The sequence below is a fragment of the Amycolatopsis sp. MEPSY49 genome (assembly GCF_051337345.1).
Lineage (GTDB): Bacteria > Actinomycetota > Actinomycetes > Mycobacteriales > Pseudonocardiaceae > Amycolatopsis.
The window spans coordinates 313,428-339,709 of sequence record NZ_JBDLYJ010000006.1 but is presented as its reverse complement, the minus strand read 5'-3'; the positions used below and the strand labels follow the sequence as shown (position 1 = coordinate 339,709).

23 protein-coding genes and 1 tRNA gene are annotated in these 26,282 nt (G+C 71.3%); 1 reads left to right on the top strand and 23 read right to left on the bottom strand.

The features are described from left to right. The first annotated feature begins 78 nt into the window (after positions 1–78). Positions 79–651, top strand: a complete 573-nt coding sequence (locus tag ABFJ78_RS27690; protein WP_436389527.1) for a TetR/AcrR family transcriptional regulator — start codon at positions 79–81, stop codon at positions 649–651. On the opposite strand, the gene ABFJ78_RS27685 is transcribed toward ABFJ78_RS27690, so the two are convergent. The 23 genes from ABFJ78_RS27685 to ABFJ78_RS27575 form a co-directional block, all read right to left on the bottom strand. Continuing rightward, positions 641–1,582, bottom strand: a complete 942-nt coding sequence (locus tag ABFJ78_RS27685; RefSeq protein ID WP_436389526.1) for a hypothetical protein — start codon at positions 1,580–1,582, stop codon at positions 641–643. The two genes, ABFJ78_RS27690 and ABFJ78_RS27685, sit on opposite strands and share 11 nt — an antisense overlap. Further along, positions 1,579–2,808, bottom strand: coding sequence for an MFS transporter (locus ABFJ78_RS27680; RefSeq protein WP_436389525.1), 1,230 nt, complete (start codon positions 2,806–2,808; stop codon positions 1,579–1,581). The genes ABFJ78_RS27685 and ABFJ78_RS27680 overlap by 4 nt, the downstream gene beginning before the upstream one ends. Positions 2,809–2,818: 10 nt before the next feature. After that, positions 2,819–4,378 carry a discoidin domain-containing protein gene (locus ABFJ78_RS27675; RefSeq protein ID WP_436389708.1) on the bottom strand — a complete coding sequence of 520 codons (1,560 nt, stop codon included), beginning with the start codon at positions 4,376–4,378 and terminating at the stop codon, positions 2,819–2,821. A gap of 444 nt (positions 4,379–4,822) precedes the next feature. Beyond that, on the bottom strand, positions 4,823–5,890 hold the full coding sequence (locus tag ABFJ78_RS27670) for an NAD(P)-binding domain-containing protein (protein WP_436389707.1): 1,068 nt from the start codon (positions 5,888–5,890) through the stop codon (positions 4,823–4,825). Positions 5,891–6,853: 963 nt separating this feature from the next. After that, complete coding sequence (locus ABFJ78_RS27665; RefSeq protein WP_436389706.1) at positions 6,854–8,080, bottom strand: diguanylate cyclase; 1,227 nt, start codon at positions 8,078–8,080, stop codon at positions 6,854–6,856. Between the two features lie 957 nt (positions 8,081–9,037). Next, positions 9,038–9,793, bottom strand: a complete 756-nt coding sequence (locus ABFJ78_RS27660; RefSeq protein WP_436389524.1) for an SRPBCC family protein — start codon at positions 9,791–9,793, stop codon at positions 9,038–9,040. A gap of 78 nt (positions 9,794–9,871) precedes the next feature. Further along, positions 9,872–10,726 (bottom strand): FAD binding domain-containing protein, encoded by an 855-nt coding sequence (locus tag ABFJ78_RS27655; protein ID WP_436389523.1) that lies wholly within the window; start codon positions 10,724–10,726, stop codon positions 9,872–9,874. After that, on the bottom strand, positions 10,723–13,164 hold the full coding sequence (locus ABFJ78_RS27650) for a xanthine dehydrogenase family protein molybdopterin-binding subunit (protein WP_436389522.1): 2,442 nt from the start codon (positions 13,162–13,164) through the stop codon (positions 10,723–10,725). The genes ABFJ78_RS27655 and ABFJ78_RS27650 overlap by 4 nt, the downstream gene beginning before the upstream one ends. Further along, a complete protein-coding gene (locus ABFJ78_RS27645) occupies positions 13,164–13,688 on the bottom strand; it encodes a (2Fe-2S)-binding protein (protein WP_086673709.1) in 525 nt (174 codons plus the stop codon). Before ABFJ78_RS27645 ends, ABFJ78_RS27650 begins: the two co-directional genes overlap by 1 nt. A gap of 205 nt (positions 13,689–13,893) precedes the next feature. Further along, a complete protein-coding gene (locus tag ABFJ78_RS27640; protein WP_436389521.1) occupies positions 13,894–15,006 on the bottom strand; it encodes an XdhC family protein in 1,113 nt (370 codons plus the stop codon). After that, positions 14,999–16,111 (bottom strand): vWA domain-containing protein, encoded by a 1,113-nt coding sequence (locus ABFJ78_RS27635; RefSeq protein WP_436389520.1) that lies wholly within the window; start codon positions 16,109–16,111, stop codon positions 14,999–15,001. Before ABFJ78_RS27635 ends, ABFJ78_RS27640 begins: the two co-directional genes overlap by 8 nt. Positions 16,112–16,485: 374 nt before the next feature. After that, positions 16,486–16,559 (bottom strand) — tRNA-Arg (locus ABFJ78_RS27630). Positions 16,560–16,815: 256 nt separating this feature from the next. Then, on the bottom strand, positions 16,816–17,694 hold the full coding sequence (locus tag ABFJ78_RS27625) for an AAA family ATPase (RefSeq protein ID WP_436389519.1): 879 nt from the start codon (positions 17,692–17,694) through the stop codon (positions 16,816–16,818). A 26-nt stretch (positions 17,695–17,720) separates the two neighbouring features. Then, complete coding sequence (locus ABFJ78_RS27620; RefSeq protein WP_436389518.1) at positions 17,721–18,308, bottom strand: nucleotidyltransferase family protein; 588 nt, start codon at positions 18,306–18,308, stop codon at positions 17,721–17,723. 198 nt (positions 18,309–18,506) lie between these two features. Then, positions 18,507–19,343 (bottom strand): IclR family transcriptional regulator domain-containing protein, encoded by an 837-nt coding sequence (locus ABFJ78_RS27615; protein ID WP_436389517.1) that lies wholly within the window; start codon positions 19,341–19,343, stop codon positions 18,507–18,509. Positions 19,344–19,352: 9 nt separating this feature from the next. Continuing rightward, entirely contained in the window at positions 19,353–19,754 is a 402-nt protein-coding gene (pcaC, locus tag ABFJ78_RS27610) for a 4-carboxymuconolactone decarboxylase (protein WP_372670541.1), read from the bottom strand. Further along, a complete protein-coding gene (gene pcaD / locus ABFJ78_RS27605) occupies positions 19,751–20,545 on the bottom strand; it encodes a 3-oxoadipate enol-lactonase (RefSeq protein ID WP_436389516.1) in 795 nt (264 codons plus the stop codon). The genes pcaC and pcaD overlap by 4 nt, the downstream gene beginning before the upstream one ends. After that, positions 20,542–21,096, bottom strand: a complete 555-nt coding sequence (gene pcaG / locus ABFJ78_RS27600; protein WP_436389515.1) for a protocatechuate 3,4-dioxygenase subunit alpha — start codon at positions 21,094–21,096, stop codon at positions 20,542–20,544. Before pcaG ends, pcaD begins: the two co-directional genes overlap by 4 nt. Then, positions 21,093–21,830: a protocatechuate 3,4-dioxygenase subunit beta gene (pcaH, locus tag ABFJ78_RS27595; protein WP_436389514.1), complete on the bottom strand. Its 738-nt coding sequence runs from the start codon at positions 21,828–21,830 to the stop codon at positions 21,093–21,095. The genes pcaG and pcaH overlap by 4 nt, the downstream gene beginning before the upstream one ends. 11 nt (positions 21,831–21,841) lie before the next feature. Further along, on the bottom strand, positions 21,842–23,023 hold the full coding sequence (locus ABFJ78_RS27590; RefSeq protein ID WP_436389513.1) for a thiolase family protein: 1,182 nt from the start codon (positions 23,021–23,023) through the stop codon (positions 21,842–21,844). A gap of 226 nt (positions 23,024–23,249) precedes the next feature. Continuing rightward, the gene (locus ABFJ78_RS27585) at positions 23,250–24,002 is read right to left on the bottom strand and encodes a CoA-transferase subunit beta (protein ID WP_436389512.1); all 753 of its coding nucleotides are present in this window, start codon (positions 24,000–24,002) and stop codon (positions 23,250–23,252) included. Next, positions 23,999–24,808: a CoA transferase subunit A gene (locus tag ABFJ78_RS27580; protein ID WP_436389511.1), complete on the bottom strand. Its 810-nt coding sequence runs from the start codon at positions 24,806–24,808 to the stop codon at positions 23,999–24,001. The genes ABFJ78_RS27585 and ABFJ78_RS27580 overlap by 4 nt, the downstream gene beginning before the upstream one ends. A 167-nt stretch (positions 24,809–24,975) precedes the next feature. Next, entirely contained in the window at positions 24,976–26,277 is a 1,302-nt protein-coding gene (locus ABFJ78_RS27575; RefSeq protein ID WP_436389510.1) for a glycoside hydrolase family 27 protein, read from the bottom strand. Between the last annotated feature and the right edge of the window lie 5 nt (positions 26,278–26,282).

Sequence of the window (26,282 nt, the reverse complement as noted above, 5' to 3'; positions counted from 1 at the left end):
GCAAGCCCCTCTATTGAACCCGTATCCAATAGGGTCACGATCCCCTGCTACTGAACCCGTGTCAAGTAAGCTCGGGGCATGCGGACGAGGCTGAGCACCCAACAGCGTCGTGAGCAGCTGCTCACGATCGGCGCCGGTCTGTTCGCGAACCGGCCGTACGACGAGGTGTGGATCGAGGAGGTCGCCGAGATCGCGCAGGTCTCGCGCGGCCTGCTGTACCACTACTTCCCCACCAAGAAGGACTTCTTCGCGTCGATCGTCCGCGCGCAACGCGACCAGCTGCTGGCGATGAGCGAGCCCGACCCGGCGCTGCCCGTGGCGGAGCAGCTGCGGGCCGGGCTCGACGTCTACCTCGAGTTCGCGCGCACGCACCCGGACGGCTACCGGATCGTGCACCGCGCCGCGAGCGGCGCCGACCGCGAGATCCAGGAGATCCGCGAGGCCGGGATGGCCGCCAACGCCACCCGCATCCTCGACGCGGTGAGCGTGCTGACGCCGGTCACCGAGGTGACGCGGCTGGCCGTCCGCGGCTGGCTGACGTTCGTCGCGACGACCATCCTCGAGTGGCTGGACCAGCCGAAGGTCACCCAGGAGGAGCTGCGCGACCTCTGCGTCCGGACGCTGTTCGCGGCGGTCGGCGTCACCCCGTGACGGCGGGCGACGCCGCGCCGTCGACGAGCTTCCGCGGCGCGCCGGAGCCGTCGGCCGGGACCGCCCAGACGGCGTTGTCCAGCCCGTAGAGGACGGTGTGGTCGTCCTGCCACAGGGCCTGGTCGTCGACGCTCTTCTGTTCCGCCAGCTCGGTTTCCTTCATGGTCCTGAGGTCGAGGACCGAGAGCCGCCAGCTGCCGTCGGAGACTTTCTTCTTGAAGGCGACCCGGGTGGCGTCCGGGGACAGCGACGGGCATTCGACGTTCTCCCTGACGGTTTTCCCGCGGTAACGCTTGTAGTCGGCCTCGACGAGGTACGTCTTCCCTCTGCTGCCCAGAGTGGCGTAGAAGCGGTTGCCGTCGGAGGCGAACGTGATGCCCCAGTAGTTGACGTCGGCGGCGAAGTAGCGCTTGTCGCCGACGAACACCGGCAGCTCTTCGATCGTCTTGACCAGCCTTCCACTGTCCACTTCGTACAGTCCGGCGCGGGTCGAAAACCCGGTCTGCGCATAGGAGTCACCGGTCACGAAGAGCGTCCAGTAGACGCGCTTGCCGTCCGGCGAGACCCGGGCGCGGCTCGGCGTGCCCGGCAGGGTCTCGGTGTGGCGGACGGCGAGGTGGTCGTCGAGGACGAGGACGTCGGTCACCGCGGGGAGCGTCCCCGGCTGGACGGCCAGGCACACCGCCGTCTGCTTCGCCACCGCGAACCGGTCGCACTTCAGGCCGCTGAGCTGCGGTTTCTCGTCGGGTCGGCCGAGCGGGACGGCGCCGACGCGGCCGGTTGCCGTGTCGCGGAACAGCAACTGGCCGGGGCTCAAGGTGAGCTGGGCGGCCGGAGTGGCGTCCGCGTCGTGGCGGGCGCTGACGGTGTAACCGACGGCCGCGGCGACCAGGAGGGCCGTGCCGGCCAGGGCGAGGACGATCTTCTTCACGGGCGCACCGGTTTCGCGAGGGCGGCGGCGAGGGCGACGACGGCCAGGCAGCCGGCGGCGGCGAGCACCGCGGGCCGCAGGTCCCAGAGCGTCCAGGCCAGTCCGAAGAGGACGGAGGAGAGCATGCGGGCCACGGCCTGCCCGGTCTGCACGACGGCCATCCCGGTGGCCCGCAGGTCGCGCGGGATGAGCGGGCCGGCGGCGGCCATGAGGACGCCGTCGGTGGCCGCGTAGAACACGCCGTGCAGGCCGAGCGCGACGACAGGGATCACCGCGTAGGCCGGGCCGCAGAGCAGGACCAGCGCCAGGCCGAGCGCGGCGTGGCCGCCGAGGAACACCGGCCAGCGGCCGATCCGGTCGGCGAGCTTGCCCAGCGGCACGGCGAGCACCAGGTAGACCCCGGCGGTGCCGAGCGGCAGCAGCGGGAAGAACGTCGCCGCGATCTCCCACCGCCGTTGCAGGACGAGGTAGACGAACGAGTCGCCGACCGTCACCAGGCCGAGCAGCGCGGCCCAGAGCGTCACGCGCCGGAAGTCGCTCTGCTTGAGGAGACCCGCCGCTGTTCGCAGTGACACCGCAGCACGGTCCACGCCGCCGGGGTGGTCGCGGACGAACAGGGCGAGCAGCAGCACGGCGATCGCCGCGACGCAGAAGCTGGTGAAGAACACGCTGGTGTAGCTGCCGAGGCTCAGCGCCAGCACCGCCATGGCGACGAGCGGGCCGAGGAACGCGCCGACGGTGTCGAGCGCGCGGTGCACGCCGAACGACCGGCCGAGCGCGTCCGGCTCGCTGGACAGCGAGATCAGGGCGTCGCGCGGGGCGGTGCGCACGCCCTTTCCGGTGCGGTCGGCGGCGAGGACGACGCCGATCGCGGCGACCGACGAGCCGGCCGCGACCAGGCCGAGCTTGCACACCGCGGACAAGCCGTACCCGAACCCGGCGACGGCCTTCAGGCGCCGCCACCGGTCGGCGAGGTGGCCGCCGAGCACCCGCACCAGCGCGGTGGCGCCGGCGTAGAGCCCGTCGAGCAGCCCGAACTGCAGCGGGTTCAGGCCGAGGCCGAGCACCAGGTAGAGCGGGAGGACGGCGGTCACCATCTCCGAAGAGACGTCGGTGACGAGGCTGACCATCCCGAGCGCCACCACGTTGGCGGAAACCCTTTTGAGCGCGGGTTTCCGGTGGTTGCCCGCCGCCAGGTCCGAGGTGCGGCTTGCCGCGATGTACATGCCCGTCCTCCTAGTGGCAGGGGTAGGTCGGGCTGTTGTCGAGGACCTTGCCGTCGACGCCGATGAGCTGCGACTGGAACGAGGTGTCCGTCATCGACAGCTTGAGGACGCCGTAGGTCTTCAGCAGCTTCGCGGTCGTCGGGTGCGCGGTGTGGATGGTGTAGAGGTTCGCGCCGCCGCTGCCGCCGACGATCTCGACCGGGCCTGCTGCGTCGGCTTGGCCGTCGGCGTTCTGCGGGACGAACCGCTCGTAGTCGTGGTCGTGGCCGTTGAGGACGAGGTCGACCTTGTTGGCCGTCATGATGTTCCACAGCTCGATGCTGTCGGGATTGTCGCCGTGGTCACCGGAGCTCCACCGCGGGTGGTGGTAGTAAGCGGCGACGCAGCCCTTCGTGTTGTTGGCCAGGTCCTGCTTGAGCCAGGTGAGCTGGGGCGGCTCGGCGAAGTCGTCGTGGGTGACGAAGTCGTTGGAGTCGAGGGCGATGAAGTGCCAGTTGCCCATTTCCCAGCTGTAGTAGCGCTTTCCCTGCGGCTTGGCGATGGCGCCGAAGTAGTCCTCGTAGCCCTTGAACGGCGTGTCGTCGTAGGACTCGTGGTTGCCCGGGATCGGGTGGGTGATGCTCTTGAACTTGCCCCACGTCTTGTCGTAGTAGGACTTGAAGTCCGAGAGGTGCGCGTCGTCGTACTGGTTGTCGCCCATGGTGATCACGGCGGCGGGGTTCATGGTTTCGACGAGCTTCGCGGTCTTCACGTGGGCACAGCTCGAGCTGCTCGACGTACAGCGTTCGGCGATGTCGCCGGCCGCGGCGAGGACGAAGCTGGTGCCGCTGCCCGCCTTGGTCTTGACGGTGATGGGCGCGCTGGGGCCCGAGAGGTTCCCGGCGGCGTCACGGGCGCGGACGGCGTAGGTGTAGCTGGTGTCGGGTGTGAGGCCGGTGTCGGTGTAGGACGTCGTCGTGCTGGTGGCGACGGGGGTTCCGTTGCGCAGGACGTCGTAGCCGGCGACGCCGACGTTGTCCGTGGCGGCGGTCCACGTCAGGGCGGCGCTGGTGGCGGTGGTCGTCCCGGCGGTGAGGCCGGCCGGGGTGGTCGGGGCCTGGGTGTCACCGGAGGAGTCCGTGCTGCCGAAGACCTGCATCTCCCAGAAGGAGTAGCCGTAGCTGGTCGCGCGGGTGACGCCGACGAAGCGGACGTACCGGCCGTGGGCGTTGAGGGTGAGGTCGTCGATCTTGCCGTCACCGGCGTCGACGGACGTGGCGGCGGTGAAGTTCGCGCCGTCGTCGGAGACTTCGATGCGGTACTTCTTGGCGTAGGCGGCTTCCCAGTTGAGGAGGACGCGGTGGATCGCGGCAGACTGGCCGAGGTCGATCCGCAGCCACTGCGGGTCGGCGCCTTCGGCGCTGGCCCACCGGGTGGTGGTGCTGCCGTCGACGGCCTTGCTCCCGGCGTAGGACGAGCTCTCGACGGTGGAGGTCGCGACGGGTTTTCCCTGCGAGAGCAGGACATCGGCCTGTTCGCTGGCCTGCGCGGCGACGATCGCGGAGGGCAGCAGGGTGACCGCGGCTAGCACGGGGGTGAGGCGGGAGAATGTTCGCAGGCGGGTCGACGGCACGTCGCACTCCTTCTGGGCCTTGGCGGTGGCTGTGGGCTGCGGCGTCGGGTTGAAGTGTTAGGAAAGTTTCCTAACAAAGCAGACTGTATCGATGACCGGTTTCGGCTGACAAGACTTGTCTTGTCCTTGAATCGGTCAAGAGGGTGAGTTTTCGACGGTTTCCGCAGCTCAGGGCATGTTTCGATGAGCGGGATACTGCACCGTGAGCCGGGACCGCGAGGTCTGACCTTTCCCGGCGCTTCCGATTTTGTCGGTGGCTTCGGGTAGCGTGGGAACCGGGGGCAGCGCCCATCGGCTTTCGTTCTCCCGCAAGGAAAATCGAGTTCCTGCCGCCCCGCCGAGCTTCACCCGATCCAGTGATGATCTTCGCTCAGGTGTTCGGGTAGCTTCGGATGTATGACCTCAGCCGTCCGAACTCAGCAGCTTCTTGATCTCCCCGACCGCGGCCCGTCCCGCCCGATTCGCCCCGACCGTGCTCGCCGAAGGCCCGTACCCCACAAGGTGCAGCCGCGGCTCGCGCACCACGCGCGTGCCGTCCATCCGGATCCCGCCCCCGGGTTCCCGGATGTGCAGCGGCGCGAGGTGGTCGATCGCCGCGCGGAACCCGGTCGCCCAGAGGATGACGTCGGCGTCGAAGCGAGAGCCGTCCGCCCAGACGACCCCGTCGGGCGTGATGCGCTCGAACATGGGCCGCCGATCGAGGATCCCGGCAGCCCGCGCGGCGCGCACCTCGGGCGTCACGGCCAGATCGGTCACGCTCACCACGCTCTCGGGAGGCAACCCGGCACGCACTCGTTCATCGACCTTCGCGACGGCGTCGCGTCCCCAGTTTTCGCTGAACGGCTCGTCCCGCCACACGGGCGGCCGCCGGGTGACCCACGCCGTCGCCCGGGCGAGCGGGGCGAACTCCATGAGTAGCTGAACGGCGGACGCCCCACCCCCGACCACGACGACCCGCCGGCCACGGAAGTCTTCGGGCCCGGTGTAGTCGGCGGTGTGCACCTGGCGGCCGGCGAAGGTGTCCTGCCCGGGATAGCGCGGCCAGAAGGGCCGGTCCCAGGTACCGGTCGCACTGATCACGGCTTTCGCGGCCCAGGACTCCGCGGGGCTCGCCACCACCAGCCGATCCCCCGCCCGCGTCACGGACTGGACGTCGACGGGCCGGAAAACAGGGAGGTCATAGACGCTTTCGAAGCGAGCAAAGTACTCCGAGACGACTTCGGAGGCGGGACGCGTGACGTCCGGGCTGCCGAAGGCCATGCCGGGCAGGTCGTAGATGCCGTGCACCTTGCCGAGCACCAGGGAGGGCCACCGGTACTGCCACGCGCCCCCGGCCCGCTTCCCATGGTCGAGGACGACGAAGCCGGCACCGTTGGCAAACCCGGCCCGCCGAAGGTGATAGGCGGCGGAGAGCCCGGCCTGCCCAGCCCCGACAACCACGACGTCGGTCTCGTGATCCGCACGGCTCATGTCGGGTTCAACGGCTGTGGGCAGAAGGTATTTCGCGCCGTTCGTCACACGTCGACGGGTCGCGCCCTGCCATCTCGGCCACGATCCCGGCGACTGCGACCGATTTCGACCCGGCCGGCGCCATCGCGGCAAGGCGCCGACCTCGCCCGTCGGTCAGGGGCGCCGCTCGGTACCTCGGCCGTTCAGGTCCCTACCCATGCGAGCCCTCCGACCGGCACCGCACCCAGGCACGCGGCGGCCAATCACGGCGCCCATTGCCACCCGACCCGCACGCCGGGTCCCAATCCCGGCCAGCCGCGCGCCCTCACCCAGTTCCCGACCAGAACCGCGGCGGCGTCGGCGGCGGCGCCCTTGCCGCGCAACCTCAGCCGGCCCAGCGTGCGCCCTTGCGATGGCGGCGGCCAATCACGGCCCCCATTGCCACCCGACCCGCACGCCGGGTCCCAATCCCGGCCAGCCGCGCGCCCTCACCCAGTTCCCGACCAGAACCGCGGCGGCGCCGAGCAGCCCGAGCCCACTCCACAGGCCCGCCTCGGACCCGCCGCGGCATCGGCGGCGGTGCCCTTGCCGCGCAACCTCAGCCGGCCCAGCGTGCGCCCTTGCGATCGCGGCGGCCAATCACGGCCCCCATTGCCACCCGACCCGCACGCCGGGTCCCAATCCCGGCCAGCCGCGCGCCCTCACCCAGTTCCCGACCAGAACCGCGGCGGCATCGGCGGCGGTGCCCTTGCCGCGCAACCTCACCCGGCCCAGCGTGCGCCCTTGCGATCGCGGCGGCCAATCACGGCCCCCATTGCCACCCGACCCGCACGCCGGGTCCCAATCCCGGCCAGCCGCGCGCCCTCACCCAGTTCCCGACCAGAACCGCGGCGGCATCGGCGGCGGTGCCCTTGCCGCGCAACCTCAGCCGGCCCAGCGTGCGCCCCTTGCGATCGCGCCGGCCTTCGTCGCCCCGCGCCGACCTCACACGGCAACGCGGTTCCGCCCGGCCTCCTTCGCCCGGTACAACGCGGCGTCAGCCGACCGAAGCACGTCGTCCAGCGTCGGCCCCGCGTCCGGGTGGCGCGCCACCCCGATCGATACCGACAGGCCGCTCACCCGGACCGTGCCGCCGCCCGTCGAGATCACCACGTTCAGCTCCCCCACCGCCGCCCGCACTCGTTCGGCGATGCCCAGCACGTCCGCGCGGCCGATGCCCGGCAGCAGCACCACGAACTCCTCGCCGCCGAACCGGCCGACCGTGTCGCCCTGGCGCACCGCGCCGGAAATCGCGACCGCCACCGCGGCCAGGACGTCGTCGCCGGTCAGGTGGCCGTACGTGTCGTTGATGCGCTTGAAGTGGTCGAGGTCGATCATCAGCACCGCGAACCCGCCGCCGGCCGGGCCGCGCCGCTGCACCCGGGTGTGCTCGCGCACGGCGGACTCGTGCCAGCCCGCCGTGTTGAGCAGGCCCGTCTTCTCGTCCGTCACCGCCGCGACCTGCAATTGCTGTTTCAGCAACAGGTAGCGGTGCAACAGCAACAGCGGCGCGACGACGAACACCACCAGCACCGGCTGCTCGGCCAGCGCCAGCGCGGCGAGGCCGCCGAGGCAGAGCGTCGCCAGCTCGAAAGCGTTGTCCTCCCAGGTGCCCATCAGGTCGGCCGCCGAGCGCTGGCTCGTGTAGAGGTAGATGCCGGCCGCGACCAGGCCGACGTTCACCAGCTCGAACACCGCGGCGGCCAGGCACAGCGCGAACAGCCCGCGTGCCGTCTGCAGCGGCGTTCCGTGCAAACCGGACACCGCGAGAACGGACGAAGCGGCGAAGCACGAGAGCATCGCCCAAGCCGTGCTCGCGACGAAGCGGTGCGCGGGCCGCGTACGCACCTGACGCCACACGCGCACCCACAGGTGCGTGTAGAGCACGACGGCCAGCAGCGCGACCCACGCCGGCGGCAGCAGGACGACGCCGGCGAGGTACCAGACCGACGTGACGTTGATGTGGGTCTGCCCGCTCATCCACCGCCGCAGCCGCTCGATCCGGCGCGACATCTCGGCCTGGGCCACGCCGAGCCCGACGAGCACCGCGAACCACACCGGCCGCACGGGCCCGCCGAAGCCGGTGACCAGCGCCGTCCCGGTGGCGACGACGGCGACCAGTTCACACCCGAGCGCGTAGGTGATCCAGCGGGTTTTCGCCCCGGCCCACATTTCCCACCGCGCGGGCCAGCCCGGCCAGGTGGAAAGCGCTTCCCGGCGCACGGCGGCCTGGGCTCTCAAGAGCCGAAGCCACAGAAGTGACGGACCGGCATCGTGACGTACCCCTTGCGCGAAGTTCGGCCGACCAGGTAGCCCAGCGTAGCCGTTCCGACGACGCGCGTCGCCAGTCCGGGCGATTTGCGGGCAACGCACCTGCCCGAAGACCCGCGCAAAGTAGATCCACCCAGCTCAGCAGCTCACGAGCGGATCATCGCCCCGGGAATGCGGCCCGGGAACGCAGGGGCGGGAACGCGAACCCGGGAACGCGGCGTCGGGAACGCGCGGGCGAGAACGCGGACCTGGGAACCCAGCCCTGGGAACGAGCAGGCGAGAACTCGACCCTAGGAACGCCGCCCCGGGAACGCGCGAGCGAGAATGCGGATCTGGGAACGCCGAAGTGGGAATCCCACCTCGGCGATCCCACGCTCGCCGAGGGAAGAGCACAAATCACCGCGCGAGCCGGAGACCGACGGGCACAGATCCGGCCGGCGACGCACGGCTCGGCTGGGTGAATCACCCGCCGGCGCAGGTCACTGGGCCGCGCACGAACACAAGCGCACGACCGATGCCGAAGCACGGCGCAAGCCCACCAAACCCGGCCCTGCACCGCGCACGACCGGTACCGGAGCACGACACAAGCCCACCAAACCCGGCCCTGCACCGCGCACGACCGGTACCGGAGCACGACACAAGCCCACCAAACCCGGCCCCGCACCGCGCACGACCGGTACCGGAACACGACACAAGCCCACCAAACCCGGCCCCGCACCGCGCACGACCGGTACCGGAACACGAGGTAACCCCGCCGACCCGGCCCCGCACCGCGCACGACCGGCCGGCGCGGCGCGGCCCGGCGCGCCGGGGCCAGCCGCGGGCGCGGCCCGGCGCGGCGCGGCGCGGATCAGCCCACTACTTGCGCAGCGCCCTGATGATCGCCACCAGGCCCACCACCGCCGCGATCCCCAGCAGCACCGGCGCCACCCGCTTCAGCACCGACTGCCCCGCGTAATCGAGCAAGTCGATCGCTTCCGTCTCGGGCGCCGCCGGGACGCTCCGCAACGGGGGCCGGTCCGAGGACGATGCCGCCGGCTTCGGGTCCGTGTTGATCTCCGCCGTCGTCGGGGCCGGCTTCACCGCCGGGGCCGGCTTGGCCACCGGCTCCGCGGTCGACGTCGGCTCAGGCGTCGGCGCCGCTGCCACCGGCGACGGCGCCGGCGAAGCAGCCGGAGCCAATTTGCCCGACAAGCACCCCGCGAACGTGTCCAGGATCTTGCCGCCGACCTCGCTGATCAGCCCGCGGCCGAACTGCGCGGGCTTGCCCGTGATCGACAGGTCCGTCGCCACCGCGCCGTGGGTTCCGCCGTCGGCTTCGGTCAGCGTCAACGTCACCGTTGCCGCCGCCGTGCCCGCTCCGCGGGAGTCCTTGCCCGAGGCCTTGATCGTCACCTTGTGGGCGGCGTCGTCCTTCTCCAGGAACTCGCCGTTGCCCTTGTACAGCAGGGAAATCGGCCCGAGCTTGACCTTCACCGTGCCGCTGAACTTGTCGCCCTCGACCTTCGTCAGCGTGGCCCCCGGCATGCACGGGGCGACGCGCTCGGGGTCGACGACCGCCTGCCAGACCTCGCCGATCGGAGCCGGGACGGTGAATTCGTGGTCGAGCCGCACGGGCCGACCTCCTTCCTGATGACGACGGGGTCCGGTCCCCACCCTAGCCGCCGCCGGAGCGGCGGCCAGGGTGGAGCGTCAGGCTCCCGCGGCCGCCGCGATCGCGCGGCCCGTCAGCACCTGGGCCAGGTGCCGGCGGTATTCGACGTCGGCGTTGCTGTCGACCGGCGGATTCGTGCCCTCCGCCGCGTGCGACGCCGCCGCCGCGATCGAATCGGCCGAGGCCTGGACCCCGACCAGCGCCGCTTCGACACCGGACGCCCGGACCGGCGTCGAGCCCATGTTCGTCAGCGCGACGCGCGCCTCCTCGATGACGCCCGCCTCGGTGCGGACGGTGACCGCGACCGCGACCATCGACCACGCCTGGGCGACCCGGTTGAACTTCTCGTAGTGCGCCCGCCACCCGGTGTGCTTGGGCACGCGGACCTCGACCAGCAGCTCGTCCGGCGCGAGCGCCGTCGTGAACAGGTCCTGGAAGAACTCCGCGGCCGGCACCGTCCGGCGCCCCGAAGGCCCGGCGACCACCAGCGACGCGTCCAGCGCCAGCACCGGCGCCAGCAGGTCCCCGGCCGGGTCGGCGTGCGAGATCGCGCCACCGAGCGTGCCGCGGTGGCGGATCTGCGGGTCGGCCACCGTGTCCGTCGCCTCTTTGAGCAACGCGGCGTGCTCGGCGACCAGCGCGTCACGCTGGACCTCGTAGTGCGTCGTCATCGCGCCGATGACCAGCTCGTCGCCCTCCTCGCGGACGCCGCGCAGCTCCGCGACGCGCCCGAGGTCGACCAGCGTCGTCGGCGCGGCCAGCCGCATCCGCAGCACCGGCAGCAGGCTCTGCCCGCCGGCCAGCACCTTGGCGTCCTCGCCCGCCGACGCCAGCGCCTGCACCGCTTCGTCCACTGTGGACGGGCGAACGTAGTCGAAGGAAGCCGGGATCACTGCGCACCTCCGGTGGCGTCGAGGGAACCGAGCCCGCCGCCCGCTTCGTCGCGGCCGGGGCCGCCCGCGTCGGTCGTGCCGTGCTGGATGGCGTGCCACACCCGCATCGGCGTCAACGGCATCTCGATGTCGTTCACGCCGAAGTGGCGCACCGCGTCGATCACCGCGTTGACCACTGCCGGCGTCGAGGCGATGGTGCCCGCTTCGCCGACGCCCTTGGCGCCGAGCGGGTTCGTCGTCGACGGCGTTTCCGTGCGGTCGGTGGTGAACGAGGGCAGGTCGGCCGCCGACGGCAGCAGGTAGTCGGCGAATGTGCCGGTCGTGAGCGTGCCGCTGTCGTCGTGTTCGGTGCCCTCGAACAGCGCCTGCGCGATGCCCTGCGCGAGCCCGCCGTGCACCTGGCCCTCGACGATCAGCGGGTTCACCGCGACCCCGACGTCGTCGACGCAGACGTACGAGCGCAGCTTGATCCGCCCGGTCTCGGTGTCCACTTCGGCGGCGCACAGGTGCGTGCCGTGCGGGTACGAGAAGTTCTCCGGGTCGAACGTCGCGTCCGAGTCGAGCGACGGCTCGATGCCGTCCGGCAGGTTGTGCGCCGCGAACACCGCGAGCGCGACGTCCCCGATGCCGGTCGACGTGTCCGTGCCCTTCACCGTGAACTTGCCGTTCGTGAATTCGAGGTCGTCCTCGGCGCATTCGAGCAGGTGCGCCGCGATCGGCTTGGCCTTGGCGATCACCTTCTCCGCGGCCTTGACGATGGCGATGCCGCCGACGACCAGCGAGCGGGACCCGTAGGTGTCCATGCCCTTGTGCGACGACTGCGTGTCACCGTGGATGATCTCGACGTCTTCGAACGCGACGCCGAGCTGGTCGGCGACGATCTGGCTCCACGCCGTCTCGTGGCCCTGGCCGTGCGCGGACGCGCCGGTGATGACCTCGACCTTGCCGGTGGGCAGCATCCGGATCGCCGCGTGCTCCCAGCCGCCGGCGCCGTAGTCCAGCGAGCCGAGCACCCGCGACGGCGCGAGCCCGCACATCTCGGTGAACGTCGAGATGCCGATGCCGAGCTGCACCTTGTCGCCGGCCTTGCGGCGCTTGTCCTGCTCGGCGCGGAGGCCGTCGTAGTCGAAGAGCTGCTTCGCCTTCTCCGTCGCGGCCTCGTAGTTGCCCGAGTCGTAGGTCAGCCCGGCCACCGTGGTGAACGGGAACTCCTCGTGCTTGATCCAGTTCTTCTCGCGCAGCTCCATCGGGTCCATGCCGAGCTCGACGGCGAGCTCGTCCATGATCCGCTCGATCGCGAACGTCGCCTCGGGGCGGCCGGCGCCGCGGTAGGCGTCGGTCAGCGTCGTCGTCGTGTACACGTTGGTGCACGCGAAGTGGTACGCCGGGATCTTGTAGATCGCGTTGAACATGAACGCGCCGAGGATCGGCACGCCGGTGCCGACGAGCCCGTTGTACGCGCCGAGGTTGGCGAGCAGCTCGACCTTGAGCCCGGTGACCTGCCCGTCCCGCGTCGACGAGATGGTGATGTCCTGGATCTGGTCGCGGCCGTGGTGGGCGGCGAGCATCGTCTCCGACCGCGACTCGTTCCACTTGACCGGTTTGCCGAGCTTCTGCGCGACCAGCAGCGACATCATCTCTTCCGGCAGGACGCCGATCTTGCCGCCGAAGCCGCCGCCGACGTCCGGGGCGATCACGCGCAGCTTGTGCTCGGGGATGCCGAGCGTCAGCGCCGACATCACGCGCAGGATGTGCGGGATCTGCGTGGCCGACCACATGGTGATCTGCGTGCCGGTCGGGTCGACGACGCACGCCCGCGGCTCCATGAACGCCGGGACCAGGCGCTGCTGGCGGAAGCGGCGCTTGACCACGACCTCGGACGAGCTGATCGCGTCCTCGACGTTGCCGCCGGTGCCGGCCTCGGCGGAGTCGAACTTCCAGACCGCGCTGGTGTTGCTGCCCTGGTCCTCGTGGACCAGCGGGGCGCCGTCGGCGATCGCGGCTTCCATGTCGAGGATGACCGGGAGCTCGTCGTACTCGACGTCGATCTCCTCGAGCGCGTCGTGCGCTTCGGCCGACGACCGCGCGACGACGACCGCGACGCCTTCACCGGCGAAGTTGACCTGGTCGGACGCGAGCACCGGGCGGCGTGGCGCCTTCATGTCCGGCGTGATCGGCCACGCGCAGGGCATGCCGATCGAGCTGTCCGGGTCGAGGTCCTTGCCGGTGTAGACGGCGACGACACCGGACGCGCTCTTCGCGGCCGACGTGTCGATCGAGACGATCTTGGCGTGCGCGAACGGGCTGCGCAGGATCGCCATGTGCAGCATCCCGGGCAGCGTGATGTTGTCGGTCCAGCGGGTGCGGCCGGTGATCAGCCGCTCGTCCTCCTTGCGGCGGCGGGACTTGCCGACCTCGGGTTCGATCGTGGCGGTCATCAGTCACCACCCACGCCGACGTGCTTGGTCTCGGCGATCCGCTCGGCTTCGGGCCCGGCGCCGGGGCTCATGTGCTGCGCGGCGTCGCGGACCGCGCGGACGATGTTCTGGTAGCCGGTACAGCGGCACAGGTTGCCTTCGAGGCCTTCGCGGACGGCTTCCTCGTCCGGGTCGGGGTTGTCGGCCAGCAGGTCGATCGACTGCATGATCATGCCGGGCGTGCAGAACCCGCACTGCAGCGCGTGGTTGTCGTGGAAGGCCTGCTGCACGGGGTGCAGCTTGCCGTCGCGGGCGAGACCTTCGATGGTGGTGACCTCGCAGCCGTCGGCCTGCACGGCCAGGACGGAGCAGGACTTCACGCTGTGCCCGTCCAGGTGGACGGTGCACGCGCCGCAGTTGCTGGTGTCGCAGCCGACGACGGTGCCGACCTTGCCGAGTTTTTCGCGCAGGTGGTGCACGAGCAGGGTGCGGGGCTCGACTTCGTCGGTGTACTTCGTCCCGTCGACGGTGACGGTGATGCGCATCAGGCCTCCAAAAGCCGGTTCGGGAACGGCCTGCCCGACCGTGATCGGGCTCACAGACTCCCGAGCGTGCTACGCGACCTTCGCGCGGACAAGTCCTGATGTCACACGTTCAACTACTTGTTCCGCAGATACGCGGCGCCCATGGATTCGGCGCCGCATCTGCGGAAGTCCGGATGGGTGAACTTTTGTGGGCCACCCGGAGTATTCAACCGTGGATGCGTCCCGTCAGTTCCGCGAGCCGCTTTCCGCCGCCGCCCCACCGCAACGCGATGATTTCCGCGGCGATGGACACCGCCGTCTCTTCCGGGGTGCGAGCACCGAGGTCGAGGCCGATCGGCGACGACAGCCTCTCCAGCTCCGGTTCGGTGATCCCGGCTTCGCGCAGGCGGGCGAAGCGGTCGTCGTGCGTCTTGCGGGAGCCCATCGCGCCGACGTAGCCGACGTCGAGCCGCAGCGCGACCTCCAGCAGCGGCACGTCGAACTTCGGGTCGTGGGTCAGCACCGCGATCGCCGTGCGCTGGTCGATCCGGCCCGCGTCGGCCTCCGCCTTCAGGTAGCGGTGCGGCCAGTCGACGACGACGTCGTGCGCGTCCGGGAAGCGGCTGGTGGTGGCGAACACCGGCCGCGCGTCGCAGACCGTGACCTGGTAGCCGAGGTAGGCGCCCATGCGGGCCATCGCGGCGGCGAAGTCGATCGCGCCGAAGACCAGCAGCCGGGGCGGCGGCTCGAAGGAGTTGACGAACACCGCCATGCCCTCACCGCGGCGCTGCCCGTCCGGGCCGTAGTGCAGGGTGCCGGTGCGGCCGCTGGCCAGCAGGCCGCGCGCGTCGTCGGCGACCGCGTCGTCCATCCGCGACGACCCCAGCGAGCCCGCGGTCCGGTCCGGCCAGACGATCATGTGCTCGCCGATCAGGCCCTCACGCTCGTGCTCGATGATCGTGACGACCGCGACGGGCTCGCCGCCGCGCACCGACGCGACGACGTCGCCGAGCTCCGGCATCGACGCGCGGTCGACGTGCTCGACGTAGATGTCGATGATCCCGCCGCAGGTCAGGCCGACCGCGAAGGCGTCGTCGTCGCTGACGCCGTAGCGCTGCAGCACCGGCTTGCGCTCGGCGACGACCTCCTGCGCGAGCTCGTAGACCGCGCCTTCGACGCAGCCGCCGGACACGCTGCCGGCGACGGTCCCGTCCGGGGCGACGACCATGGCGGCGCCGGGCGCGCGCGGCGCCGACGAGAAGGTCGCGACCACGGTGCCGAGTCCCACCGTCTCGCCGTCGGACCAGCGGCGGAACACGTCGTCGAGTACGTCACGCATCGGAAATCTCCCCGAGCAGTCGTTCCAAGGTGGCCAGGGTGTGCCCGGCCAGGAGCCGGTCGATGTGGGGCAGCGCGGCGACGATGCCCGACTGGACCGGAGCGTACCCCGCACGGCCGGCGTGCGGATTCACCCAGAATACGGCGTGCGCGAGCCGGCGCAGGCGGGCGAGCTGGTCGCCGAGCAGCCCGGTGTCGCCGCGTTCCCAGCCGTCGGAGAAGACGGTGACCACGGCGCGGCGCGCGACTCCCCGCTGCCCCCAGCGGTCGAGGAAGGCCTGCAGCGTCTCCCCGAGCCGGGTGCCGCCGGCGAAGTCGGGCACCGCCGAGCCCGCGGCGAGCATGGCGCGTTCCGGGTCGCGTTGACGCAGCTGGCGCGAGACCCGCGTGAGGCGCGTACCGAGCGTGAAGACCTCGACGGACTGCGGCGCGGACCGCGTCAGGACGTGGGCGAACCGCAGCAGGGCGTCGGCGTAGGGCGACATCGAGCCCGAGACGTCGATGAGCAGCACGACCCGCCGCGGCCTGCTGCCGCGTCGGACGTGGGCGAGCTTCACGGGTTCGCCGCCACTGGCGAGCATGGCGCGCAGGGTCCGGGAGGGATCGAGCCGCCCCCGGTGCGCCGGGGTTTTGCGCGCGGCCGGGCGTTTCGGGGGGACGGGCTTCAGGGTGGCGAGCAGTTCGCGGAGGTGTTCGCGTTCGGCGGTGGTGAGGGCGGCGAGATCCCGGTGCCGCAGGACTTCTTGCGCACTGGCGGCGACTTTGAGCTGGTCAGGAGCGTCTTCGCTGGTGGTCTGCCCACCATCGGCATCGACGAGCGGCGCGATCCGGGCCTGCTTGGGCGCGGCGGCTTTCGCGCGTTGCGGAGTGGTCGGTTCGATGGCGAACCACTGGCTGAAGGCTTCTTCGTAGCAGGGGAGGTCGTCGGGGCTGGAGCAGAGGGTGAGCCGGCCGGCCCAGTAGAGCTGGGTGGGTTCGGCGACATCGACCTCGGCGACGGCGGCCAGGTAGGCCTGCACGCGCCGGGCATCACAGGCCACACCGGCTTCCCGCAGGGCGGCGGCGAACCCGGCGTACCCGGCAACGGGATCGGCGGCGGCGGTCATGACTCCATTGTGCGCTCAACCGGTGAGGAGGGCTCGCCTGTGGACAAGGCGGCGGTGGGCACCGGAGATTGTCGGTGCCCTCGGGTAGCGTGGAAAACGGGGGCGCAGCCCGATTGGCGCGGGCGGCGACCGGGCCGGCTTGGCGACGGTGCGGCCGGGCAGCCGCATGTATTGCCCGGCAGCAGGCGCGAGCCGGGTCGGCGCAAGACCGGTCCGGCAGGCGCCGCATCGGCTTGGCCAGGCACTCCGGCTTGCCGCGGCGCCCCGGCTTGCCCAGGGCACTCCGGCTCGCCGCGGCGCCCCGGCTTGGCCTGGGCGCGCGGATCGGGCACGCGATGAGCAGTCCAGCCTTTTGCGGTGGCGCGTGGTTTCGGCGTCCCGGCGAGGAGTCGAACCTCGGACCTCGGCGTTCGTAGCGCCGCGCTCTGTCCTGCTGAGCTACCGGGACGGGGCGGTCTGCGCGCACGCCCCTCCCCGGGCGGGCGCAGACCGCGCTCTTCGCCGCGGCCGACCCGAGGTAGCGAGGGGTGGGCGCGAAGAGCCTTCAGGAAGATTCAGCGAACGGCACGGGAGATCGTGCCGCATCGGTTCGCTTGCCGGTTCACGATCTCCTCCTCTCGGTGGCGGTTCCTGCTGTACTGCGAAAATGATGCCGGAGCCCGGCGCGCCGGGCAACGCATTTAATTTCTGTCCTTTGTGGACCGTCAGGCGAACAGCGCGTCGAGTTTCGCCCGGACCCGGTCGAGGTCTTCGCTGTACTTCAGGACGGCTCCGAGCGTTCGGGCCGCCGTCGCCGCGTCCAGCTCGTCGCGGTTCAGGGCCAACAACGCGCGAGCCCAGTCGAGTGACTCCGCCACTCCCGGGGGCTTGAGGAGGTCCATCTCGCGGAGCCGGTGCACCGCTTCCGCGATCTGTCGGGCCAGGACCTCACCGATCTCGGGGATCCGCCCGCGCAGGATGGTGACCTCGCGTGCCAGTTCGGGGTGTTCCAGCCAGTGGTACAGGCAGCGGCGCTTGAGGGCGTCGTGCACTTCGCGGGTGCGGTTCGAGGTCAGCACCACCAGGGGCGGCTGTTCGGCGCGGACTTCGCCGTACTCGGGGATGGTGACGGCGTGCTCGTCGAGCAGCTGGAGGAGGAAGGCTTCGAACTCGTCGTCGGCGCGGTCGATCTCGTCGATGAGCAGGACGCACGGCGCGCTGATCAGGGCCTGCAGCAGGGGGCGGGCGAGCAGGAAGCGTTCGGTGTAGAGCGAACGCTCGGCGGTCTCGACGTCGACGCGTCCGTCGCCGGCGGCTTCGAGGGCGCGCAGGTGCAGGAGCTGGCGCGGGAAGTCCCACTCGTAGAGGGCTTGGGCGGCGTCGATGCCTTCGTGGCACTGGAGGCGCACGAGCGGGCGGCCGAGCGCGGTGGCCAGCGCGATGGCGAGCGACGTCTTGCCGGTGCCGGGTTCGCCTTCGCAGAAGAGGGGGCGGCCCATCCGGAGGGCGAGGAAGCCGGCGGTGGCGAGCCCGTCGTCGGCGAGGTAACCGGTCGCGTCGAGCGCGGCGGCAAGTTCTTCAGGCGAGGCGAGCGAGTCCGTCACAGTGTCGATCGTAGGCGGCGCGCCGGTCACCGGCCGGGCAGATCGGCCCGGCGGTCGACGTCGCGGCCACTGCCGAGGTCACCGCACTCGACGAGCTTCAGGTCGGCGCGGGTCGACAGCCAGTCCCGGGCACCGCGGTCGCCCTGGGCGGAGTCGGCGATCTCGGACCACCAGCGGCGGCCGAGGAGGACGGGGTGGCCGGGGGTGCCGTCGTAGGACGCGCGGGCGACGGTTTCGGTGGTGGCGTCCGCGGCGACGCGGGTGAGGATGTCGGCGCCCGCCCACGGCAGGTCGACGAGGTGGACCAGGGCCGCGACCGGAGCCGGGTCGTCGGAGAGCGCGGCCAGGCCGGCTTTGAGGGAGGCGCCCATGCCGGTTTCCCAGCCCTCGGCGAAGACGGCTTGGCCGGGCTCGGGCAGGAGGGCCCGCACCTGCTCGGCGGCGGCGCCGACGACGACCCGGATGGGGTGGCAGCCGGCGGCGGAGAGGGTGGAGAGCGCGCGGAGGACGAGAGGTTGCCCATCGAGTTCGGCGAGGGCTTTGGGGCCGCCGAACCGGCGACCGGCCCCGGCGGCGAGCAGCAAGCCCGCGACAGGCGCGGTAGCCAGGCTCATCGGCACACCAGCTCCCCGGCGCCAAGCAGCACGCCGACGATGGGCAAGCGAACCGGCGTTGCCGCAGGCCGCTCCCCCGGCCGGCAGCCCCGGCTGCAAGCGGCGAGCCGGCGACCGGCGGTCATCGGCGCACCGAACGTGAGCTCAGCCCATGTGCTCAACCCGCCGCCCTCGGCCCCTGCCGCCCGGCCCGCGCTCTCAGCCATGGGCTCGGCCTGGGGCGCCGATGGCCAAGTCGGCCTCTATTGCGCGGGCCGTCTCCAGGAGTGGGGGTACCAAGTCCCTCTGCACCGACTCTGCCGTTGTGCGGCTCGCGTGCGTTGACAGGTTCACCGCCGCCGCCACCCGGCCTCTGCGGTCGTGGATGGGGGCCGCCACCGAACGGAGGCCTTCCTCCAGTTCCTGGTCGACCATTGCCCAGCCCTGCTCTGTCACCTTGGCCAGTTCCTCGCGGAGGCGATCGGGGGCCGTCACCGTGCGGTCCGTCAGGCGGTCGAGCTTGGCCACCACGAAGTACGCCTCCAGCTCCGCCTTGCTCAGGCCGGCCAGCAGCACGTGCCCCATCGAGGTCGCGTAGGCCGGGAAGCGGGTTCCCACGTTGATGCTCACCGTCATGATGCGGGAGACCGCCACCCGGGCCACGTAGACGATGTCCGTTCCCTCCAGGACCGACACCGAGCTGGACTCGTGCACCCCCGCCGACAGGTGCTCCAGGTGCGGCTGCGCCACCTCCGGCAGCGTCATGCTCGACAGGTACGAGTACCCCAGCTCCAGCACGCGGGCCGTGAGGGAGAAGTACTTGCCGTCCGTGCGGACGTAACCCAGGTCGGCCAGCGTCAGCAGGAACCGGCGGGCCGCGGCCCGGGTCAGGCCCGTCGACCGGGCCACGTCGCTCAGGGTCAGCTCCGCCGCGTCCGCGTGGAAGGCCTTGATCACCGCCAGGCCGCGCTCCAGCGACTGCACGTGGTGGGCACCGCGGTGCGCCGGTTCGGTGTCGACCGCGAACTCGCCTTCGATGTGCCTCCCCACGTCCATGAGCGCACCCTATCCGGCGTCGGCCGGGCGGGCGGTGGGCTCGCCGAGCTCGGCCAGGGTGCGCTGCGCGATGGCGAACGCCGCGTTCGCCGCCGGGGCGCCCGCGTAGACCGCCGTGTGCAGCAGGACCTCGCTGATCTCCGCCGCCGTCAGGCCGTTGCGGACCGCGGCCCGGACGTGCATCGCCAGCTCGTTGTGCGCCTGCAGCGCCGTCAGCGCCGCGAGCGTGACGCAGCTGCGCGTCCGGCGGTCCAGGCCGTCGCGGGCCCAGACCGAGCCCCACGCGCCCTCGGTGATGTAGTCCTGAAACGGGCGGCTGAAGTCCGTCGTGCCCGCGACCGCGCGGTCGACGTGCTCGTCGCCGAGCACCTCGCGCCGCACCTTCATGCCCTGCTCGTGGCGGTCGGTCACGCTCGCTCCAAGTGGTCCAGGATCAGCCGGGTGAACTCTTCGGGCCGCTCGTAGCTGCCCAGGTGCGCCGCGTCCGCGACGACTTCCAGGCGGGCGCCGGGGATGCCCGCCGCGATCAGGTCGGCGTGCCCCTCCGGTGGGGTGGCCGGGTCTTCGGCGCCCGCGATGACCAGGGTCGGCGCGGTGATCTTCGGCAGCGCGTCGAGCTGGTCCATCCGCTCGATCGCACCGCAGCAGGCCGCGTAGCCCTCGTCCGGCACCGCGGCGATCATCGAACGCAGGAACGCGGCGCGGTCCGGGTGCCGCTCGGCGTACGCCGGGGTCAGCCAGCGGGCGACCCCCGCCTCGGCGACGGCGGCGGTGCCCTCGGCACGAACCGTGCGAGCCCGGTCGGCCCACATCTGCGGCGGCCCCAGCTTCGCCGACGTGCAGCACAGCACCAGGCTTGCGACGCGGTCCGGCGCGTGGGCGCCGAGCCACATGCCGGTCATCGCGCCGAGCGACAGGCCGACCAGGTGCGCCCGCGCGACCTCGAGGTCGTCGAGCAGCGCCAGGACGTCGGCGCCCAGGTCGTCGATTTCGTACGGACCGGCCGGCACCGGCGAGGCGCCGTGCCCGCGCGTGTCGTAGCGGACCACCCGGAAGCCGCGCTCGAGCAGCGGTACGACCTGCGGCTCCCACATCCGGACGTCGCTGCCGAGCGACCCGCCGAACACGACCACCGGCCCCTCCTCGGGGCCTTCCACGACCCGGTGCACCCGCACGGCGCCCACGTTGCCACCTCCGTTCATACGGTGAAGAACACCGTCTCTCCCTCGCCCTGCAGCCGCACGTCGAAGCGGTAGCCGTCCTCGGTCTTCGCCGCGATCAGCGTGCCGCGCCGCTCCTCCGGCACCGTCGCCAGCACCGGGTCCGCGGCGTTGTCCTGGTCCTCGAAGTAGATCCGCGTGACGACCCGGTTGAGCAGGCCGCGGGCGAACACCGAGACGTCGATGTGGCGGGCCTGCGTGGTGCCGTTTTCGCCTGGCACCGGGCCCGGCAGCAGCGTCAGGATCCCGTACGTGCCGTCGGTTTCGGTCGGGCAGCGCCCGAAGCCGCGGAACTCGCCGGTTGCCTCGCCGCGCGGGTCGTCGGGGTGGCGGAAGCCGCCGTCCGGGTCGGCCTGCCACGTCTCGATCATGGCGTCCGGGACCGGGTCGCCGTTGCCGTCCCGGACCGTGCCGCGGATCCAGAACGCGCCGGGCGTGCCCTCGGGCACCACGTGCGGGCCGTCCGGCCAGGGCAGCCCGATCGACAGGTACGGGCCGACGGTCTGCGACGGGGTGGGCAGCAGCTTGGTCATTCGTCCTCGTCCTCTTCCTCTTCGAACACCGACGCGTCGCGCCCGCGCAGCACGATGTCGAACTGGAACCCGAGCGCCCACTCGGCCTGCGTGATCTCGTGGTCGTAGCGCGAAACCATGCGCTGACGGGCCTTCTCGTCGGGGATCGAGTTGAAGATCGGGTCCTGGTAGAAGAGCGGGTCGTCCGGGAAGTACATCTGGGTGACCAGCCGCTGGGTGAACGCCGAGCCGAACACCGAGAAGTGGATGTGCGCGGGGCGCCAGGCGTTGTCGTGGTTCTTCCACGGGTACGCGCCGGGCTTGATGGTGGTGAACGTGTAGCGGCCGTCGCTGTCGGTCAGGGTGCGCCCGACGCCGTCGAAGTTCGGGTCCAGCGGCGACGGCCAGCGGTCGCCGGTGTGGCGGTAGCGGCCGCCGGCGTTCGCCTGCCAGATCTCGATGAGCGAGTCGCGCACCGGACGGCCGTCGCCGTCGAGGAGGCGGCCGGTGACGATGATCCGCTGCCCCTGCGGCTCGCCTTCGTGCTGACGGGTGAGGTCGTTGTCGTGCTCGCCGAGGCGGCCGGGGCCGAGCAGCGGGCCGGTGACCTCGGTCAGCATCTGCGGCAGCAGCACGAGGTCCTGCTTCGGGTGCCGCAGCGCCGTCGAGCGGTAGCCGGTGAAGCCGAGTTGCGGGTGCGTGCCTTCGGGGTCCTGCCCGTAGCGCGGCAGCCTGAGTTCGGTCGGAGTGCTCACGATTTCTCTCCTTACCGGCCTTCGAGGACGACGGCCAGGCCCTGGCCGACACCGATGCAGATGGCGGCCAGCCCCCAGCCACCGCCGCGGCGGTGCAGGTCGTGGGCCAGGGTGCCGAGGATGCGGCCACCGGACGCGCCGAGCGGGTGGCCGATGGCGATCGCGCCGCCGTGGGTGTTGACGATCTCCGGGTCGAGCTTCTTCCAGTCGCGCAGGCAGGCCAAGGACTGCGCGGCGAAGGCTTCGTTGAGCTCCACCGCGGCCAGGTCGTCCCAGCCGATACCGGCCCGCTCGAGGGCGATCTCCGCCGCGCGGACCGGGCCGATGCCGAAGACGTCCGGGTCGACGCCCGCCGCGCCCCGGCCGGCGATCCGGGCCAGCGGTGCCTTGTTCAGGCGGTTCGCGGTCGCTTCGTCGCCGAGGAGGAGCGCCGAGGCGCCGTCGTTCAGCGGGGAGGCGTTGCCGGCCGTGACGGTGCCGTTCTCCTTGCGGAAGACGGGCTTCAGCTTCGCGAGCTTCTCCGGGCTGGAGTCCGGGCGGATGCCTTCGTCGCGGGCCAGGTCGACGCCCTCGACCGGGACGACCAGGTCGTCGTAGAAACCGTCGTCCCACGCCTTGGCGGCGTTGACGTGGCTGCGGGCGGCGAAGGCGTCCTGCTCGTCGCGGCCGATGCCGTAGCGCTCGGCGAGCAGTTCGGTGGATTCGCCGAGGGAGATCGTCCACTGCGACGGCATCGCCGGGTTGACCATGCGCCAGCCGAGCGCGGTGTTGTAGAGGGTCTGGTTGCCGGCGGGGAAGGCCTTTTCCGGCTTGGGCATGACGAGCGGCGAGCGGGTCATCGACTCGACGCCGCCGGCGACGACCAGGGACGCGTCGCCGACCTGGATCGCGCGGCTCGCCTGCATCGCCGCGTCCAGGCCGGAGCCGCAGAGGCGGTTGACGGTGTTGCCGGGGACGCTGGTCGGCCAGCCGGCGAGGAGGGCGGCCATGCGGGCGACGTTGCGGTTGTCCTCGCCCGCGCCGTTCGCGTCGCCGAGGGTCACTTCGTCCACTGTGGACGGGTCGAGGTCGTTGCGGGCCTGGAGCGCCTTGAGGACCCCGGCGGCCAGGTCGTCCGGGCGGACGCCGGCCAGCGCGCCGCCGTAGCGGCCGAACGGGGTGCGGATCGCGTCGAGGACGTAGACGTCGGTCATGCGCTCGCCTTCCGGAGTGCCGGGGTGGTCGGGTGGACCGAGCCTGCCACGGCGGGGCCGGCCGGGCTGGACGCGGGAGCGGAGGTGCCGGTCGGCGCTGCCGGGTGGGCGCGCGTGGGAGTCATGCGCTTGCCTGGCCGGGCGCCGAGCCGGGCCGAGAACGCCACCGAGGTGCTCGGCGCGGTGGGGACGGAGTTCGACACTGCGGGGAGAAGGAGCACGTCGGTCATGCCTTCTCCAGGTCTCGGAGCACCGTCAGCTCCTGCTCGGTCGGGGCGGGGGTGACCTTCAGGTCGGCCGCGACCTTCAGTGTCCACCCCGTGGCCTTGATCGCCTGCTCGAGCTCCACGCCCGGGTGGAGCTCGGTGAGGGTCAGCTCGGCGGTCTCCGGGTCGGGGCGCATCAGGCCGAGGTCGGTGACCACCAGGGTCGGGCCCTTGCCCGGCAGGCCGAGCTTCTCGCGGTCGCCCTTGCCCGTGCCGTGGCCGAAGGACGTCACGAAGTCGACCTTTTCGACGAAGGCGCGGGGGCTCTGGCGCAGGACGATGAACACCTCGCCGCAGGAGGCCGCGATCTCGGGCGCGCCGCCCGCGCCGGGGAGGCGGACCTTCGGGTCGTGGTAGTCGGAGCCGATGACCGTGGTGTTGATGTTGCCGAACTTGTCGAGCTGGGCGGCGCCGAGGAAGCCGACGTCGATGCGGCCCGGCTGGAGCCAGTAGTTGAACACCTCGGGGACGCTGACGACGGCGTCGGCGGTGTCGGCCAGCTCGCCGTCGCCGATGGACAACGGGAGGCGCGAGGGCTTCGCGCCGAGGCAGCCGGATTCGTAGATCAGGGTGAGGTTGGGGGCGTGAGCGCGGCGGGCGAGGTTGGCCGCCTTGCTGGGGAGGCCGATGCCGACGAAGCAGGAGGTGCCGTCGGCGAGGGCGCGGGCCGCCGCGATGCTCATCATCTCGTCGGCGGTGTAGTCGGTGCTCATGCCGAAACCCCCGTCAGCTCGTTCAGCCACTTCGTGAACTCCTCGCGATCCCGGCCCACCTCGTCCCACGCTTGGTACGCCGAGTTGTCGCGCTCGTAGTACCCCGCCGCATACGACGGCTTGGCGCCGCCGGGGACTTCGGCCACCGCGGTGACCACCCAGGCCGGGAGGACCACCGCTCCCGGACGGGGCTCCAGCTCGTCGACGATCTCCTCGACCGTCACGATCGAGCGCTTCGCCGCCAGGACCGCTTCCTTCTGGACCCCCGTGATGCCCCACATCTGGACGTTGCCGTCGCGGTCCGCGCGCTGGGCGTGGACGATCGTGACGTCCGGGTTCAGCGCCGGCACCGCCGTCAGCCGTTCGCCGGTGAACGGGCACGTGATCGGCTTGATCGTGTCCGTCTGGGCCGGGAGGTCCGTGCCCGTGTAGCCGCGCAGCACCGCGAACGGCAGGCCGGACGCGCCGGCCACGTACCGGTTCGCCATGCCCGCGTGGCTGTGCTCCTCGATCTCCAGCGGGACCGGCCAGTCGTGCTGGACCGCGTCGCGGAACCGGTGCAACGAGCCGACCCCGGGGTTGCCGCCCCAGGAAAAGACCAGCTTGCTCGCGCAGCCCGCGCCGATCAGCTGGTCGTACACGATGTCCGGGGTCATCCGCACCAGCGTCAGGCCACGCCTGCCCTGCCGGATGATCTCCTGCCCGGCCGCGACCGGGATGAGGTGCGTGAACCCTTCGAGCGCGACGGTGTCGCCGTCGTGCACCAGCCGGCCCACGGCCTCCTCCAGCGACAGCAGCTCCGCCATCCCACACTCCGAATCTGTTCGCATCACGCACACTCGTTCTGCAACCGAACATAGCACGGTTCGGAGGGCGCCGACCAGACGTCTTCCACCCAATGGATGACGCACGCACGACGAAGGGGACTTTTCTCGCGTGAACAGCGAGAAAAGTCCCCTTCGACAGAGAACGCTCAGCCGATCCGGACCAGCCGTGAGCCGTGCGGAGGCACCGCGGACGCCGTCCACGAGCCGGGGAACCGCCCGAGGTCCTTGCGCGCGACGAGGTCACGCACCGGTCGCGCCCCATGGAAGTCCACCGTGATGTCCGCGGGTGTGGACCCCAGGTTGTAGACGGCCGCGTACGTCCGGCCGTCCGGCGCGCGCTTCGTCCACACCTGGTGGTCGCCGCCGGTCACCTGCGTCGGGTAGGTGCCGGACTGGTCGACCCGGATGACTTCGGGGTTCGTCAGGATCGAGACCGCGGACGCGTCCAGAAAGTAGATGTCTCCCCCGACGTACAGCGGCGACGACGCCATGGACCAGAACGTCATCACGCTCTGCCGCTCGACGTCGGAAATTCCGTCCTGGATGCCGGAGCCGGTGTTGTTGCTGATCGGCATCGAGTCCAGGTCCGGCCGGTACTGCGGGCCGAACACGCCGAGCCAGCCCGGGAGATCCGTCCAGCGGGCCTTCACCGAGCTGTCCCAGGTGGACACCGTCTCGCAGTAGCACTCGACGTCGGTGTCGACGCGCACGCCGTTGGCGTAGGGGGCCAGGGAAGAACCGATGGACCGCGGCACCGGCCACGCGCTCGCCGTCAGCCACATCGGCCGCCGCGAGTGGTCGATCGCCTTCGACCACGCCGCGATGTCGGGGACGTTGTCCGCGGTAGTCCCGTCGACCTTGAGGAAATCGACGCCCCACGAAGCGAACTTGGCCACGATCGAGTCGTAGTACTTCTGCGCGCACGGGTTGCTGAAGTCGACCTTCCAGTTGCCGCCCCAGCCATTGGACGGCGTCAACGGCCGGTAGGCGATGTCCTGCGCGTGGCACGACGTCCCGAGGATGGGCGCGTTCTTGTCGTAGACCTCCTTCTCGAGGCCGGTGACCGCGTACAGGCCGAGCTTGAGCCCGAGCGAGTGCACGTAGGAGGCCAAAGCGGGAATTCCGGAAGGAAAGCGCCCCGGATCGGGCGTCGGGATGCCGTTGACGTCGGTGTGGAACACCCATGACAAGTCGGCGTTCCAGCCGGAGTCGATGTTGACGTAGGTGTAGCCGGCCGACTTGAGCTTCGAAGCCATGGCCGATGCCGCGTCGCGGATGTGCGACTCGTTCAGCCACGAAGTGCCGTAACCCGCGCGGGTCGACGACTCCAGGCTCCAGCTGCTCCAGCCCATGAACGGCTTGACGAACGGCGTGCGCGCGTCGGCAGCCGAAACCAAAAAGGACGAAAGCCCGAGCACGGCGAGGAAAACGGAAAGGAGGCGCTTCACTGAAC

What these genes read in the sequence shown, in the direction of transcription:
- ABFJ78_RS27615 (WP_436389517.1), bottom strand. Translation starts at nt 19,343, where the DNA reads ATGGACGTGGGGAGGCACATCGAAGGCGAGTTCGCGGTCGACACCGAA.
- ABFJ78_RS27620 (WP_436389518.1), bottom strand. Translation starts at nt 18,308, where the DNA reads ATGAGCCTGGCTACCGCGCCTGTCGCGGGCTTGCTGCTCGCCGCCGGG.
- ABFJ78_RS27580 (WP_436389511.1), bottom strand. Translation starts at nt 24,808, where the DNA reads ATGGCGGAGCTGCTGTCGCTGGAGGAGGCCGTGGGCCGGCTGGTGCAC.
- ABFJ78_RS27645 (WP_086673709.1), bottom strand. Translation starts at nt 13,688, where the DNA reads ATGCGCATCACCGTCACCGTCGACGGGACGAAGTACACCGACGAAGTC.
- ABFJ78_RS27635 (WP_436389520.1), bottom strand. Translation starts at nt 16,111, where the DNA reads ATGACCGCCGCCGCCGATCCCGTTGCCGGGTACGCCGGGTTCGCCGCC.
- ABFJ78_RS27640 (WP_436389521.1), bottom strand. Translation starts at nt 15,006, where the DNA reads ATGCGTGACGTACTCGACGACGTGTTCCGCCGCTGGTCCGACGGCGAG.
- ABFJ78_RS27665 (WP_436389706.1), bottom strand. Translation starts at nt 8,080, where the DNA reads ATGTGGGCCGGGGCGAAAACCCGCTGGATCACCTACGCGCTCGGGTGT.
- pcaG (WP_436389515.1), bottom strand. Translation starts at nt 21,096, where the DNA reads ATGACCAAGCTGCTGCCCACCCCGTCGCAGACCGTCGGCCCGTACCTG.
- ABFJ78_RS27690 (WP_436389527.1), top strand. Translation starts at nt 79, where the DNA reads ATGCGGACGAGGCTGAGCACCCAACAGCGTCGTGAGCAGCTGCTCACG.
- ABFJ78_RS27650 (WP_436389522.1), bottom strand. Translation starts at nt 13,164, where the DNA reads ATGACCGCCACGATCGAACCCGAGGTCGGCAAGTCCCGCCGCCGCAAG.
- ABFJ78_RS27585 (WP_436389512.1), bottom strand. Translation starts at nt 24,002, where the DNA reads ATGAGCACCGACTACACCGCCGACGAGATGATGAGCATCGCGGCGGCC.
- ABFJ78_RS27670 (WP_436389707.1), bottom strand. Translation starts at nt 5,890, where the DNA reads ATGAGCCGTGCGGATCACGAGACCGACGTCGTGGTTGTCGGGGCTGGG.
- ABFJ78_RS27680 (WP_436389525.1), bottom strand. Translation starts at nt 2,808, where the DNA reads ATGTACATCGCGGCAAGCCGCACCTCGGACCTGGCGGCGGGCAACCAC.
- ABFJ78_RS27590 (WP_436389513.1), bottom strand. Translation starts at nt 23,023, where the DNA reads ATGACCGACGTCTACGTCCTCGACGCGATCCGCACCCCGTTCGGCCGC.
- pcaD (WP_436389516.1), bottom strand. Translation starts at nt 20,545, where the DNA reads ATGAACGGAGGTGGCAACGTGGGCGCCGTGCGGGTGCACCGGGTCGTG.